The organism is Microbacterium sp. J1-1 (assembly GCF_024498615.1).
GTDB lineage: Bacteria > Actinomycetota > Actinomycetes > Actinomycetales > Microbacteriaceae > Microbacterium > Microbacterium aurugineum.
Window position 1 is genome coordinate 1,125,417 of sequence record NZ_CP089590.1, and the last position, 13,136, is coordinate 1,138,552.

Sequence of the window (13,136 nt, forward strand, 5' to 3'; positions counted from 1 at the left end):
TCAGCGGTCTCCGAAGGTCGCGGGCTCGAGCTCGGGCGTGTGCATCGTGGTCGAGAGCAGACGTCCGTGTGCGCCGAAGGTGAAGTGCGTGGGGACCTCGCCGCTCTCGTCGAGGCCGAAGAGCACGCCGTGGGAGCGGATCGCGTTGACGTCGCGGTGGTCGGCGATCGTCACCGAGGCGCAGGGGATCACCTTCTCGCGCCAGGCGAACACGTAGATGCCGGGACGCACCTCCCAGACGCTGTTCTCGTCGGTGTCGGCCAGCCCGCGCTCGGGGCCGGCGAGGCACTGCCACGAATACCACCGCGGCGAGAGGTACACGTGCTCGTACGCGTGCTCGGTGCTGTAGACCCACTCCACCCGGCGTCCGATGAGCGTCGTCGTGGGGGCGGGTTCGGTGCCGGTGACCTCGATCCCCTCGATCACGCCCGGCGCGAAGTGGTGCTGCACGCGCGTGCGTCCCTTCTCGGGCGCGGGGAGGATGTCGGAGATCACGGCCAGCGCGCGACCGTCGCGCAGGTCGAGGATCAGCGAGACCGCCTCGTTCGGCAGGTACCGGTGGTGGAACTGCACGAAGTAGAGGTCGCGATCGACCTCGAACGCCTCGTAGTCGTCGGTGTCGGTAGCCGCTTCCGTCGCATCGTCGGTCCCCGGCTGGTAGTCCCAGGTCACGGTGTCGTCGGCGAAGCGGTGCACGATCCGCGTGCCACGGCCGTCGACGACCGTGATCTCGCGGCCGCTCAGCGCGGTGCTGTGCGGAGCCTTGTTGGCGTCGAAGCCGGGGGCGAGGCCCTCGAGCGGCAGCCAGGTGGAGGTGTCGGCGGGGTTCAGCGTCGTCATGGTGTGGTTCGTTCCTTCGGTCGGTGAGGGGTGCGGGGGAGCGGTCAGCGTGTGCTGAACCTCTCCAGGTCGGTGGCGAGGCCCTCGTACACGGCGGGCCGGGACCGCTTGAGATACGCGCCGTAGACGATGCCGCCGATCAGGGCGACCACCAGCAGCAGCGGCATCAGCCGGATGGCCAGTTCCTCGGAGCCCGCCACGATGTTGAAGTTCACGACGGCGAGGATCGAGATCGCGGCGATACCGAGGAATCCGATGCCGGGGGCGATGAAGGTGCTCCACCAGCGCGGGTCACGGCGGCGGCGGAAGTACACGACGATCGAGATCGCCGCGAGGCCCTGCAGGATGAGCACGCTCAGGGTGCCGAAGCCCAGCATGGCGGGCACGAGGGTGAGGATCGGGTCGGCTCCGGCGATCGCGAAGATGATCGCGACGATGCCGGCGAACGAGGCCTGCACGATACCGGCGAGTTGCGGGGCGCCGTTCGCGCGGGTGCGGGCCAGCGCCTGCGGCAGGATCTTCGCGCGCCCGAGGGAGTACAGGTATCGGGTCGCGGAGTTGTGGAAGGCGAGCATCGCCGCGAACAGGCTCACCAGCAGCAGGACCATCATCACGGTCGTGAGCGGACCGCCGAGATACTGCTGCGAGAGCGAGAAGATCAGGTCGCCGGTGGGGAGATGCTCGAGAGCGGTCGCTTGCGCCTGCGCGACGCCGGTCGCACTCACCACGGCCCACGTGGTGACACCGAGGATGATGCCGATCGCGATGATCGAGGTGTAGGTGGCCCGCGGGATCGTGCGCAGCGGCTGCTTCGCCTCTTCGCTGAACAGCGCCGTCGCCTCGAACCCGAGGAATCCGGTGGCCGCGAGCAGCAGGCCGATCGGCAGCGACCCGGAGAACACGGCTTCGGGGCTGAACGCCGCCACGTCGTAGCCGGTCTGCACGAGCACCGAGATGTCGAACACGACCAGCATCAGCACCTCCAGCACGAGGCACACGCCCAGCACCTTGGAGCTGAAGTCGACACCGATCCGAGCGAGCACGAAGCACACGACGATCGAGAGGAGGCCCCAGACCAGCCAGTTGACGTCGAGCCCGGTGAGGTCGCGGATGATCGTCTGCATGAAGAAGCCGCTCGTGCCGATCGTGCCGACGACGAAGAAGTTGTATCCGAGCGTCGCGATCAGCCCGGCGATCAGCCCTCCCGTGCGCCCGAGGCCCTTCACCACGAAGGCGTAGAAGCCCCCGGCGTTGACCAGCTGCTTCGACATCTGGGCGTAGCCGATCGCGAAGAGCAGCAGGATGGCCGCGACGAGGAAGAAGGACATCGGCGTGCCGCCGCCGTTGCCGAGGGCGATGGCCAGGGAAGCGACGACGACGATGCCCGTCAGGGGCGCAACCGCGGCGAGGACGAGGAAGACGATGCCGGCGACGCCGAGGGCGCCCGGGCGGAGGGAGGTGTGGTTCTGCGTCGTCGTGGACGCAGATGTCGGTTCTGCCACGTCGGCTCCTTTGCTGGGTGACGGCCGTGCGGGCACGGCATCGACGACGAGGGGAATCATCGATAGAGCGAGTCTGCTCGCGCCGCCGCCCCCGCGCTTGACCCTGAGCGAAAGACGGTGGTGTCACCGTGCACAGCCCGCGGACGGAGGTTCGCACGGGCGAAGAGGGAGAGCAGGATGACCGAGACGACACCGCTGTCCTCCCCGCACCACCGGGTGCCGGACGGCGCACGAAGGACGACATGGATCTGCAGCTGCACGGGACGACCGCCCTCATCACCGGGGCGGCCGGCGGTATCGGCCGCGCGACCGCGCTCGCGCTCGCCGCCGAGGGCGTCAGGGTCGCCCTCCTGGACCGCGACGAAGCTGCGCTCCAGGACGTGGCGGACGCCTGCCGGGATGCCGTGCTCCTCGTCGCGGATGTCACCGACGAGGTGCAGGTCGAACTCGCTGTGCGCACCGGCGTCGCCGCGCTAGGCCGACTCGACGCCGTCGTCTGCTGCGCCGGGGTGTCCGGGCCGGTGGGCTCGTCTCTCGAAGACACCGCGCTCCAGGCCTGGAACCGGGTGCTCGCCGTCAACGTGACCGGGGCGTTCCTGGTGCTCAAGCACGCGCTGCCCGCGTTGCGTGAGGCGGAGGCCGCGTCGGTCGTGCTGCTCGCGAGTGATTCGGCGTTCGTCGCCTCACCCGGCATGGTGCCCTACTGCACGTCGAAGGCGGCCCTGCTGCAGTTCGGCCGTGCCCTCTCGGTCGACCTCGCCGACACGCGCATCCGGGTGAACGCGGTCGCGCCGTCGATCGTCGACACCCCGATGAGCCGGGGCGACCTCGGGGCCGACGCGTTCGACGAGCCGGACTTCCCGGTGCAGAGCGCGGCGGAGGTCGCCGCGCACGTGACCTACCTCGTATCGCCCCGGTCTGGGGCCATCAACGGCACCAGCATCCTCAGTGACTTCGGGTACACCGCCCGATCCGGATTCCCCGCCTGACGCGACCGCATCGGGCACCCACCGCGCACGCGCGCCAACACACAGGAGCACACATGGGACTCGTGGTCGGATCGACCGTCTCCGGACGCGTCGTCGTCATCACCGGGGGCGGCACGGGCATCGGCGCCGCCATCGCCGAACGGTACGCGGCCGAGGGGGCGCACGTCGTGGTCGTCGGGCGTCGCCCGGAGCCGCTGCACGAGGTGGAGCGCGCGGTCGGTGCTCTGCCGATCATCGCTGATGCGGCGGACACCGCTTCGGCGAAGTCCGCCGTGGCCGAGGTGCTGGCGCGGTTCGGCCGCATCGACGTGCTGGTCGCGAACGCCGGTGGTCATGGCTTCTCTCCGGTGGGGGAGACCGACGACGAGAGCTGGGACGCGGCGATCCGCGCCAACCTCACGACGGCGTTCACGATGGCGAGGGAGGCGCTTCCCGCTCTGATCGAGGCGAAGGGACAGATCGTGATCGTCTCGTCGCTCGCCGGGTTGTTCGCCGGGCCGTCGGTGGCCGGGTACACCGTCGGCAAGCACGCCCTGGTCGGCCTCACCCGCACGCTCGCGCGGGACTACGGTCGCCACGGTGTGCGTGTGAACGCGATCTGCCCCGGCTGGGTGCAGACGCCGATGGCCGACGAGGAGATGGACGAGTTCGCCTCGCACGCCGGCCTCGACTCCCGGGAGGAGGCCTACGCCAAGGTCACCGCGGACGTTCCGCTGCGTCGACCGGCACGCCCTGCCGAGATCGCGTCGGTAGTCCGGTTCCTCGGCTCGGGCGAGTCGTCGTACATCACCGGTGCGGTGATCGTCGCCGACGGGGGTTCGCACGTGGTCGATGTGCCCACGATCGCTTTCGACCATGCCGGGATGTGACCCGGCGCGAGATCAGTCGATCGTGAGGTCGAAGCCCTGGGCGGTCGGGACGACGGTCACCGCGGTGAGGTCGTCCACGCGGTAGGTGGGCTCGTGGGCGGCGGCGTGTCTGCCCACCCCGATCACCCGCATGCCGGCCGCGAGACCGGCCTGGATCCCCGCGCCGGAGTCTTCGAACACGACGCAGTCGGCGGGCTCGATTCCCAGCAGCTCCGCCGCGCGGAGGAAGCCCTCGGGATCCGGCTTCGACGCCGTGACGTTCTCGGCGGTCACGGTGAGGTCGGGGATCGTGAGTCCGGCCTCTCCCATGCGCGCGGTCATCAGGGCCACGTTCGCGGAGGTGACGATCGCGTGCGGGTGGGGGCGCAGGGAATCGAGCAGGGCGTCGGCGCCGGCGATCCGGATCACGCCGTCGACGTCGTCGGCCTCGGTGGCGAGCATCACGTCGTTCTCGCGGAGGTTGATCTCGTGGTCGCGCTCCGGCAGCAGGATCGCCATGCTCTGGTGACCCTGTCGGCCGTGGACCACGCTGAGCACGGTCTCCGGGGCGATCCCGTGCGGCTCGGCCCACGCGAGCCACAGCCGTTCCACCACCGCGGTGGAGTCGACGAGGGTGCCGTCCATGTCGAGGAGGGCGGCGCGGGCGGAGATCGTCTGGGTCACCTCTTCAGGCTAATGCCCGAAGGCTCCGCGAGTGCCGGGTCAGCCGCCGAGGTAGGCGCGGTGCAGCAGCTCCGGATCCGCCTGCAGGGCCTCGGAGGTCCCCTGGAACGAGACCCGGCCGCCGGCGACGACCACCGCTTCCTGCGCAAGGCCGAGCGCGAGCTGGGTGAACTGCTCGACCAGCAGCACGCCCACCCCGGAGTCCGCGATCGACTTGACGATCGGCATCAGCCGCATGAACACCACGGGCGCGAGGCCGAGAGACATCTCGTCGATCAACAGGATGCGCGGCTTCGCGGCGAAGGCGCGCGCCAATACCACCATCTGCTGCTCGCCCCCGGAGAGCAGGGCGGTCGGTGCATCGATGCGCTTCTGGAGTTCGGGGAACGGCGTGAGCGCGGCGTCGAGTTCACCGGCGGTCCGTGCGGTGAGGGAGATGTTTTCGCGCACGGTCAGCGAGGGGAACACGGCGCGCCCCTGCTCGATGTGGACGATCCCACGGCGGGCTCGCGTGACGCGCGACAGTTTGTCGATCGGTTCGCCGTCGAGGGTCATCGTGCCTGCCGAGTGGGCGGTGACGCCCGACACCGACTCGATCAGGCTGGTCTTGCCCGCGCCGTTCGGACCCACGAGGGCCAGCACCTCGCCGCCGGCGACCCGCAACGAGACGTCGGAGATCACGGGCCCGGCGCCGCGGCGGACGGTCACGGAGTCCAGGACGAGTTCGCTCATTTCAGCAGCTCCGTCTCTCCCATGTACGCCTTGACGACGTCGGGGTTCGCGAGGACCTCGGCCTGCGGTCCGCTCGCCAGCACGCGGCCGAAATCGAGCACCGTGAGGGTGGGGCAGACGGAGCGGACGAGATCGAGATCGTGCTCGATGATGATCAGCGCCACACCGTAGCGCGCCGGCAGTTCCCGCAACCGCGCCGCGAGCGCCAGATGCTCTTCGTGGGACAGGCCGGCGGCCGGCTCGTCGAGGATCAGCAGCCGGGGGCGGGAGACCACGTTCGCGGCGACCTCCACGAGCCTCCGCGTGCCGACGTCGACGCTCGACAGCCGCGCTCGCGCGGGCGGGCAGCCGAAGAACTCGAGCACCTCGTCGATGTCGGCGGCCGCGAGTCGGCGCCGGGCCACGAACCTCACGTACGCGCCGACCGTGAGGGAGGGAGGCACCCGGTCCTGCTGGAACGTGCGGCGCAGACCCAGGCGGGCGCGTCGGGTGGGGGACAGGCCGGCGAGGTCGCGGTCCCCGAGCAGAACGCGTCCGCCGTGCTTCGGGAGGAAACCGCTGATCGCATCGACGAAGGTCGACTTCCCCGCACCGTTGGGACCGATGAGTCCCATGATCGAGGCGGGCGGAACCTGGAAGGAGACGTCGTCCAGGGCTTTGAGGGCACCGAACTGCACGGTCAGGCCCTCGACGGTCAGCACGGGTGCGCCGTCGAGCATCGCTTCGTCGACGGTCGCCGTGGTCGTGGTGGTGATCTCCGTGGCGTCCGGACCGGCATCCGGAGGAAGCGCCGACAGTGCGGCTGCGGCCGTCTTGCGGTCCGCGCGACGCCAGATCAGGTTGCGGATGCCCTGTCCGAGGTTCGTGCCGCTGGTGAGCGCCTGGACGCCGAGCACGCCGAAGACGACGAAGGCCCAGTCCTGGGGGACGCCCCAGCGCTTGAGGAGCTCGGGGACCAGCACCCAGAGGATCCCGCCGAAGATCGCCATGTCGATCAGATGGGCGCCGGACATGATCGCGAGCACGTAGAGCGCGAGCGACTGCAACGGGGTGAAGCTCGACGCGAACGGAAGCTGCACCTGGCCGGCGAGCAGCCCGCCCGAGATGCCGCCGAGCGCGGCCGAGACCGCGAAGGCGGTGAGCTTCGCGGTGCGCACGCTCTGCCCCGCTGCGGCCGTACCGCGCTCGGAGAATGCGACGGCCTTCCAGCTCGACCCCCAGCGGCCCCGCTGCAGGAAGAAGGCGCCGAGCGCGCAGACGGCGAGGACGATGATCGAGAGGAAGAAGAACTGCCGGTCGTTGGAGAACATCTCGGGGCGTTCGACCGCGATGCCGTCGGCCGAGCCGGGGAACTGGATCTGCACGAGGGTCACGCCGGCCGCCGCCGCGAAGCCCAGGGTGACGACGGCGAGGTTCACGCCGCGCAACCGCAGTGCCGGGAGGCCGACGAGGATGCCGACCAGGCCCGCCGCGATCCCCCCGAGGATGAGCCAGACGATGAACCCGCCCGGAGCCTGCATGACGTTCAGCAACGAGACGACCCAGGCCCCGACGGCGGCGAAGGTGAGCTGGCAGAGCGCGATCATCCCGGCCGAGCCGGTGACGATGCCGAGGCCGAGGATGGCGATCGCGGCGGTGACGGCGCTGATCGCGAGGAAGACGAAGTACCCCGGCAGGGCGGCGCTGAGGATCGCGCCCACGCCGATGCCGGCGAGGGCGACCGCGAACGGCCAGGTGGTCCGGAACCAGGGACGGTCAGCGAGCGGCATCCCACACCTCCTTGCGCTGCGTCCAGAGCAACAGGACGACGATGAACAGGAACGGGAGGAAGTTGCGCACCAGCGCCACTTCGTCGATCTGGGCGACGAGGCCGCCCAAGACGCCCAGGACGATGCCGCCGACGACGGCGAGGTCGAGTCGGCGGAAGCCGCCGAGCAGGGCGGCCGCCGCGGCGGGGACGATGAGCATCGACAGGCTGGTCGCGTCGTTGGACTGCGAGGGGGCGACGATGATGATCGCGATCGCGCTGATGACGCCCGTGACGAACCAGACCGCGATCGACAACGGGCGTGAGCGGATGCCGAGGAGCTCGGCGGTGGTCGGGCGCTCCGAGAGCGCCCGCAGCTGGGTGCCGACCCTCGTGCGGCGCAGGACGATGTGGACGACGATGGCCGTGACGATCGCCATCGCCACGGTCGCGACCGTGACCTGGCTGATCACGACGCCGCCGAACGAGAAGGCCGGGCCCGCGATGATCGGTGTGAACGGCTGCGGCTTGTTGCCGAACAGGATGAACGACATCGAGATGAGCAGGAGGAGCGGGCTCACGGTCATCGCCGAGCGCGTGGTGGTCGACGCCTCGGAGAGCCAGGTCGCAGCGATGAAGCCGATCGCCGCGGCGAGGACCCCGGCGACAAGGACTCCCAGGACGGATCCCAGCCAGATCGGCAGGCCGAGCTCGCGCACGAACCACACCGCCGTGAAGGCGCCGAACATCCCGGTCGCGGCCTGAGCGAAGTTCACCACCCGCACGAGGCGTGACATCAACGTCAGGCACACGCCGAGGACGGCGTAGAGGCCGCCGGCGGCGAGACCGGCGATGGCGCCTTGCAGCATGAGGCGTCCTTTCTGTTCCGAGGGGAGTGGGGGCCTGCCGCCGGGAATGCGCCCGGCGGCAGGCGAGAGGTGGCTACTCGCCGATGCGGAGCCAGTCGTCGGCGACCTTCTCCCAGGCGTTGGTGCCGGATTCGAGCACGATGGGCCAGCCCGCGGTGTTCTGCGTGCCGAACGCGTAGGGCGTCCCGACCATCGGGTTCTCGATCGGCTCCATGCTCTTCAGCGCCTCGGAGACGGTTTCGCGGGTGATGTCGCCGTCCATGCCCTCGAGCACCTCGATGAAGTACTTCGCGGCCAGGTAGCCGCCCTGACTGAACGAGGTGAGCGGGATGTCGTTGGCCTCCATCAGCTCGCGCCAGTCGGCATTGATCTCGTCGTCGTCGGTGAACGGGTAGAACTCGGCCGGGACGTAGATGCCAGCGCCCGCGTTGTCGATCGCGTCGGCGAAGTTCTCGCTGTAGACGCTGGTGAGGTACAGCCAGGTCACGTCATCCCAGCCCTGGGCGTTCGCGGCTTTGACCTGGCCGATCGCGTCGGGCTCCACCGGGTTGATCGCCAGCGCCTTGCAGCCCTGGTCCCGCGCCTTGACGATGTAGGGCGTGTAGTCGGAAGCGCCGTACGGGACGGTGTCGTCGACGTACTTCGGTTCCTTGCCGGTGATCTCGGTCCACTTGTCGATCGCGGCCTGGTAGGTCGGACGAGTCGAGCCGGCGATCTCGAGCAGGATGCAGATGTCGTCCATGCCGAGCACCTCGGAGCCGTACTGCAGCGTGAGGGTCATGTCGTTGAACGGTCCGACGTTCGCCGGAGAGATGTTGTCACTGGCGAAGCAGCCCGTGTCCACCCCGATGCCGGGCATCGAGAGGATGCCCTCCTGCTCGTAGTACTTGGCGTTGATCTCGCACTCGATCAGGCTGGCGGAGCCGACGAGCGCGACCGCGCCGTCACTGCCGACCAGTTCCCGGGCGGAGGCCGTGGCCGTGGCCGGGTCGCCCTTGTCGTCCAGCATCTTGTAGTCGATCGTGCGTCCGTCGAGCCCGCCCGCGTCGTTGAACGCGTCGAACACGGCCGCAGCAGCTTGAGAGGCCTCCGGGAAGGTCGCCGGGCCGCTGATGGTGTTGACGGAGCCGACGACGATCGGGTCGCCCCCGCCTCCGCCTGCGCCGCCGTCTCCACCGGCGCAGCCGGCGAGGGTGAGGGCGGCCACGGCGAGGAGCGCCGCGGTGCCGGATGCTCGTGTGTTCATGTGCTTCCTGCCTCTCGTGTCAGGTGGTGCTGTGTCAGGTGGTGCGGTGTGGGGATGGTGCGGTGTGGGGATGGTGCGGTGTTCAGGTGCGCAGCGCGCGGTTGACGAGTTCCGTGTCGGTGAACTGCTCGAAGGCGACGACCTGGCCGCCGGAGACCCGCCACACGTGTGCGACGCGCGCGGCGAAGAACCGGCCGGTCTGCCTGTACGTGCCGGAGTAGGTGCCGATGCCCACGACGACATCGCCGCCGTCGACGACCTCATCGATCGCGACGGTGTAGTCGTCCCACTCCTCCTGGATGCGGCCGAACACGTTCCGGGCCACGGCGTCTGGACCGATGTAGGTGCCGGCGTACGGGAAGCCGGCGGCCTCCGTCCACTGGATGTCGGCGGCGAAAGGGGCCAGCATCCCGTCGAGGTCACCGCGGTCGTTGGCGGCGTAGTGCTCTCGGATCAGGTCTGCGTTGCTCATGGGGTCTCCTCGGATGCCGGAGGTCAGACGGGCTGTGCGTCGGGGTAGACGACGGAGCCCAGCGGATAGATGTGGCCGCCACCACGGGAGTGCTCGGCGTCGCCGTCCCCGTTGAGTCCGAGGAAGATCCCCGTGGTCATGAGCTGATAGCCGAGGTCGTGCAACCACACGCTGGCCACGGCGATGCGGAACTCGCGGAAGCAGAACAGGTACAGGCCGTCGGCGAACTTCCACACGGTCGACAGGTCCATGTCTCCGTGGCCCCGCTGCACGCCCTCCACGCACTGCCAGGCGTAGCGCTGGCTGGAGATGTACACGTGCTCGTACAGATGGTGCGGGCTGTAGCGGTAGAGGTTGCGCTTGCCGATGAGGTCGCGGCTCGGGCCGGGGGTTTCCCCGCTCACGGGAGCCCCGTCGATCGTCGCCGCCCAGAAATCCTGGCCGACCTGAGGCATCCCCTCGACGGGTTCGGCGGCGATCCGGGAGCGGATGACGGTGGCCCGGTTCGTGCCGGTCGAGAACACGACGGTGATCGCTTCACGGGGGCGGCTCTGCAGCGGGACGTTGACGAACACCACGTCCTCCCGCACCCGCACGGCATCGTACGGGTCGGTCCCGGATGCCTCGAGGCCGTTCCAGGAGACGGTGTCGTCGGCGAACCGCAGGGTCAGCGCCGATCCGTCGTCGAGCGTGAGGGCGAGGTCGGTTCCGGTGAGCGTCGTGTTCGGCAGCCGGAACGTGTCGATTCCCGCGGCGAACTCGTCATAGGTGCGCCACTGGTCGAGGGCGGGGTCGGCGGAGATGTCGGTCATCGGGGTCCTGACGTCGCACGCGGCGGGGCCGCATCGCCCCGGGCACCGCCTCATCGCGGTGCGCTTGCCTCATGCTGTGTCCGCGCCCGTCATCCCCTCAAGGTCGCAGCCGCCATCGCGCGCCGAGAGTCAACCGGCGTGCCCTCCGGGGCAAGCGCGGTGCGGGATCGAAAACGTGCGCCACGGCGCTCGCCGAGGAGCGTTATCGATCCCGCAGCGGGGCCGGGGCTCAGTGGCCGGCGCGGTATTCGCTGGGGGAGACCCCGAAGGTCGACTTGAACGCCCGGCTGAAGTGCGCGGCGTCGACGAAGCCCCACCGGGCGGCGATCGCCGCGACGGGACGGTCGGCGAGCATCGGGTCGAGCAGATCCCGGCGGCACTGTTCGAGGCGGCGGGTGCGGATCCAGGTCGAGACGGTGACTCCCTGCTCCTGGAAGAGCCCGTGCAGGTGGCGCGTGGAGATGAAGTGCGCGGCCGCGATCGATGCGGGGCCGAGGTCCGTCGAGGCCAGATTGCGGTCGATGTGGGCGCGGATGCGCTGGACGAGAGCGCGGTGCGGGTCGGCCGACACCTGGTCGAGTCCGAGTTCGCGGGTGAAGACGGTGGTCACGAGGTCGAGCCCGCTGTGCGCGAGGCGTGCGCCGGTGGTGCCGGCGAGCTGATCCAGGTTGCCGGCGAGCTGCGTGAGATACGGCACGACCATGCCGCCGAGGCCTTCGTGGCCGGAGATCCGCACCGCGGTGAGCTGCCCGACCATGTCCGCGGGGAGGCTGATGAGATGCTTCGGGAACATCACGACCATGGTGCGGAAGTCCTCGTCGAACACCAGGGAGTACGGTCGGTCCGTGTCGTACACGGCGAGGTCGCCGGCCTGCAGCACGGCCTCGCGGTCGTCTTGGATCAGCAGACCGGTGCCGGCGAGCATCAGGCTGACCTTGAAGTACGAGCGGTCGCCACGGGCGATGAGCTCGGGGGTGCGCTCGACGATGTGCGAGGTCGCGCGCACGTCGCTCACGTGCACCTCGTCCACGGAGGCGCCGCGGATCACCCCGCGGAAGTGGTCGGGGCCCTCGGTCGTGACCTGCAACGGGACGAACGACTCGGAGACGGCCGCGCGGAAGTCGCTGATGTTGCGCGCGACGAGCGTGGAAACCGATTCGGCGGTGGCGGCGGGTGCACCGTTCATGACTGATCACCTCGGGATGGTGGAACGACGACGTTGTATACGATCCGTTCCGCGATGGTATCACCGGCTCCGCCCGCGTGGGCGACTTCTAGGATGTGGACCGTGACCGAACGACCGATGAAGACGCTCGCCGACCGTGTGCTGCAGGTGCTGCGACAGGTCCGCGGGCCGGACGCCTCCGATGCGGTGTTCGAGGCCACGGCCCTGATCGTGGGCAGTGCCTTCCTCGTGATCGGTTTCCTGGTGGCACTGCCGGTGTTCTGGGGTCACGAGCTGGCGATCAGCGGTTCCGGTTCGATCGGCGTCTTCGCCGCCTTCGGGGGCGCGCTCGCCGCAGCGATCGCCTTCGCGCTCGGACGCCTCGCCGTCCGTCCGGAGGAGGTCGATCCCGGGGCTGCGCGCGACGGCTTCAGCGTTCCGGGTGATCGGCTGCGCTGGTACGACCTGGCCGCCATCGCCTTCGCGCACGCGGCGATCGCGTACCTGGGATGGCTCGGGGTCGCCGAGCTCCTCGAGCGGAGCTTCACGGACGCCCCGGTCTACGCGTTCCCCGGTGCCGTGCTGGTGGCCGTGGCGTTCGCGCTGACCGGATACGTCTCGTTCCTGAGCGCGGTCGCTCTCACGCCGATGGTGCTCTCCCTCGTGCTCGCGGTGTTCCTGGTCGTGGGGGCGTTCGCGAGCATGCTCGCCTCCAGCGATGTGCACTGGTGGCGCGACAACCTCTCGGCGCTGGGCATGAGCAGCAACAGCTCCTCGATCGCGTTCAACACCACGCTGGTCATCGCCGGGATCATGGTGACGACGATCTCCCGCTACGCGACGGCGGGTCTGCCCGCGGAGGATCCGGTGGATCGCCGCGGGCGGTTCATGGTGAGGGGAGGCCTGATCCTGCTCGGGATCCTGCTCGCCTGCGTCGGCCTCTTCCCCGTCGACGAGTTCTTCCTGCTGCACAACACCGTGGCGACCGGGATGTGCGTGGTGTTCGCGGTCATCGTGGTGGGTCTGCCCTGGTTCCTCCGCACGATCCCGCGGGTCTTCGTGGGTCTGGGGTGGGCCTACGTGCTCGTGATCATCCTGCTCGCCGCCTTCTTCGCCGTCGGCTACTACAACCTCACCGCCGTCGAGCTGATCGCGGCCGTGCTGATCTTCAGCTGGATCATCGTGTTCCTGCGCACCGCAGGCTCGATCGGAGCGCGCGCGACCACGTGA

At 69.5% G+C, this 13,136-nt stretch carries 13 protein-coding genes; 3 read left to right on the forward strand and 10 right to left on the reverse strand.

Annotated features, from left to right (window positions below):
* Together LRQ07_RS05330 and LRQ07_RS05335 are read right to left on the reverse strand one after the other, a co-directional pair.
* Entirely contained in the window at positions 1 to 840 is an 840-nt protein-coding gene (locus LRQ07_RS05330; protein WP_153243749.1) for a molybdenum cofactor biosynthesis F family protein, read from the reverse strand.
* A 44-nt stretch (positions 841 to 884) separates the two neighbouring features.
* Complete coding sequence (locus tag LRQ07_RS05335; protein ID WP_256536049.1) at positions 885 to 2,342, reverse strand: APC family permease; 1,458 nt, start codon at positions 2,340 to 2,342, stop codon at positions 885 to 887.
* A gap of 242 nt (positions 2,343 to 2,584) precedes the next feature.
* Between LRQ07_RS05335 and LRQ07_RS05340 the strand changes: the two genes are divergently transcribed.
* Positions 2,585 to 3,331, forward strand: a complete 747-nt coding sequence (locus LRQ07_RS05340; RefSeq protein ID WP_256536050.1) for an SDR family NAD(P)-dependent oxidoreductase — start codon at positions 2,585 to 2,587, stop codon at positions 3,329 to 3,331.
* Positions 3,332 to 3,384: 53 nt separating this feature from the next.
* On the forward strand, positions 3,385 to 4,200 hold the full coding sequence (locus LRQ07_RS05345) for an SDR family NAD(P)-dependent oxidoreductase (RefSeq protein WP_047521679.1): 816 nt from the start codon (positions 3,385 to 3,387) through the stop codon (positions 4,198 to 4,200).
* Between the two features lie 12 nt (positions 4,201 to 4,212).
* On the opposite strand, the gene LRQ07_RS05350 is transcribed toward LRQ07_RS05345, so the two are convergent.
* The 8 genes from LRQ07_RS05350 to LRQ07_RS05385 all read right to left on the reverse strand — a co-directional run bounded on the left by LRQ07_RS05350 (position 4,213) and on the right by LRQ07_RS05385 (position 11,927).
* Positions 4,213 to 4,863: an HAD-IA family hydrolase gene (locus LRQ07_RS05350; RefSeq protein ID WP_256536051.1), complete on the reverse strand. Its 651-nt coding sequence runs from the start codon at positions 4,861 to 4,863 to the stop codon at positions 4,213 to 4,215.
* A 39-nt stretch (positions 4,864 to 4,902) separates the two neighbouring features.
* Positions 4,903 to 5,595 carry an ABC transporter ATP-binding protein gene (locus LRQ07_RS05355; protein ID WP_047521675.1) on the reverse strand — a complete coding sequence of 231 codons (693 nt, stop codon included), beginning with the start codon at positions 5,593 to 5,595 and terminating at the stop codon, positions 4,903 to 4,905.
* Positions 5,592 to 7,364 (reverse strand): ABC transporter permease subunit, encoded by a 1,773-nt coding sequence (locus LRQ07_RS05360; protein ID WP_256536052.1) that lies wholly within the window; start codon positions 7,362 to 7,364, stop codon positions 5,592 to 5,594. The genes LRQ07_RS05355 and LRQ07_RS05360 overlap by 4 nt, the downstream gene beginning before the upstream one ends.
* Positions 7,351 to 8,211: a branched-chain amino acid ABC transporter permease gene (locus LRQ07_RS05365; protein WP_256536053.1), complete on the reverse strand. Its 861-nt coding sequence runs from the start codon at positions 8,209 to 8,211 to the stop codon at positions 7,351 to 7,353. Before LRQ07_RS05365 ends, LRQ07_RS05360 begins: the two co-directional genes overlap by 14 nt.
* 73 nt (positions 8,212 to 8,284) lie before the next feature.
* Positions 8,285 to 9,457: an ABC transporter substrate-binding protein gene (locus tag LRQ07_RS05370; protein ID WP_047521669.1), complete on the reverse strand. Its 1,173-nt coding sequence runs from the start codon at positions 9,455 to 9,457 to the stop codon at positions 8,285 to 8,287.
* Between the two features lie 82 nt (positions 9,458 to 9,539).
* On the reverse strand, positions 9,540 to 9,929 hold the full coding sequence (locus LRQ07_RS05375) for a nuclear transport factor 2 family protein (protein ID WP_047521667.1): 390 nt from the start codon (positions 9,927 to 9,929) through the stop codon (positions 9,540 to 9,542).
* Between the two features lie 23 nt (positions 9,930 to 9,952).
* Entirely contained in the window at positions 9,953 to 10,741 is a 789-nt protein-coding gene (locus LRQ07_RS05380) for a MoaF C-terminal domain-containing protein (RefSeq protein ID WP_256536054.1), read from the reverse strand.
* A gap of 229 nt (positions 10,742 to 10,970) precedes the next feature.
* Positions 10,971 to 11,927 (reverse strand): helix-turn-helix domain-containing protein, encoded by a 957-nt coding sequence (locus LRQ07_RS05385; RefSeq protein ID WP_047521664.1) that lies wholly within the window; start codon positions 11,925 to 11,927, stop codon positions 10,971 to 10,973.
* A 102-nt stretch (positions 11,928 to 12,029) separates the two neighbouring features.
* On the opposite strand from LRQ07_RS05385, the gene LRQ07_RS05390 reads away from it, so the two are divergent.
* Positions 12,030 to 13,136: a DUF998 domain-containing protein gene (locus tag LRQ07_RS05390; protein WP_256536055.1), complete on the forward strand. Its 1,107-nt coding sequence runs from the start codon at positions 12,030 to 12,032 to the stop codon at positions 13,134 to 13,136.

Excerpts from the sequence above, each read along its gene's own strand:
- LRQ07_RS05330 (WP_153243749.1), bottom strand. The coding sequence starts at position 840 with ATGACGACGCTGAACCCCGCCGACACCTCCACCTGGCTGCCGCTCGAG.
- LRQ07_RS05340 (WP_256536050.1), top strand. The coding sequence starts at position 2,585 with ATGGATCTGCAGCTGCACGGGACGACCGCCCTCATCACCGGGGCGGCC.
- LRQ07_RS05345 (WP_047521679.1), top strand. The coding sequence starts at position 3,385 with ATGGGACTCGTGGTCGGATCGACCGTCTCCGGACGCGTCGTCGTCATC.
- LRQ07_RS05355 (WP_047521675.1), bottom strand. The coding sequence starts at position 5,595 with ATGAGCGAACTCGTCCTGGACTCCGTGACCGTCCGCCGCGGCGCCGGG.
- LRQ07_RS05360 (WP_256536052.1), bottom strand. The coding sequence starts at position 7,364 with ATGCCGCTCGCTGACCGTCCCTGGTTCCGGACCACCTGGCCGTTCGCG.
- LRQ07_RS05365 (WP_256536053.1), bottom strand. The coding sequence starts at position 8,211 with ATGCTGCAAGGCGCCATCGCCGGTCTCGCCGCCGGCGGCCTCTACGCC.
- LRQ07_RS05370 (WP_047521669.1), bottom strand. The coding sequence starts at position 9,457 with ATGAACACACGAGCATCCGGCACCGCGGCGCTCCTCGCCGTGGCCGCC.
- LRQ07_RS05375 (WP_047521667.1), bottom strand. The coding sequence starts at position 9,929 with ATGAGCAACGCAGACCTGATCCGAGAGCACTACGCCGCCAACGACCGC.
- LRQ07_RS05380 (WP_256536054.1), bottom strand. The coding sequence starts at position 10,741 with ATGACCGACATCTCCGCCGACCCCGCCCTCGACCAGTGGCGCACCTAT.
- LRQ07_RS05385 (WP_047521664.1), bottom strand. The coding sequence starts at position 11,927 with ATGAACGGTGCACCCGCCGCCACCGCCGAATCGGTTTCCACGCTCGTC.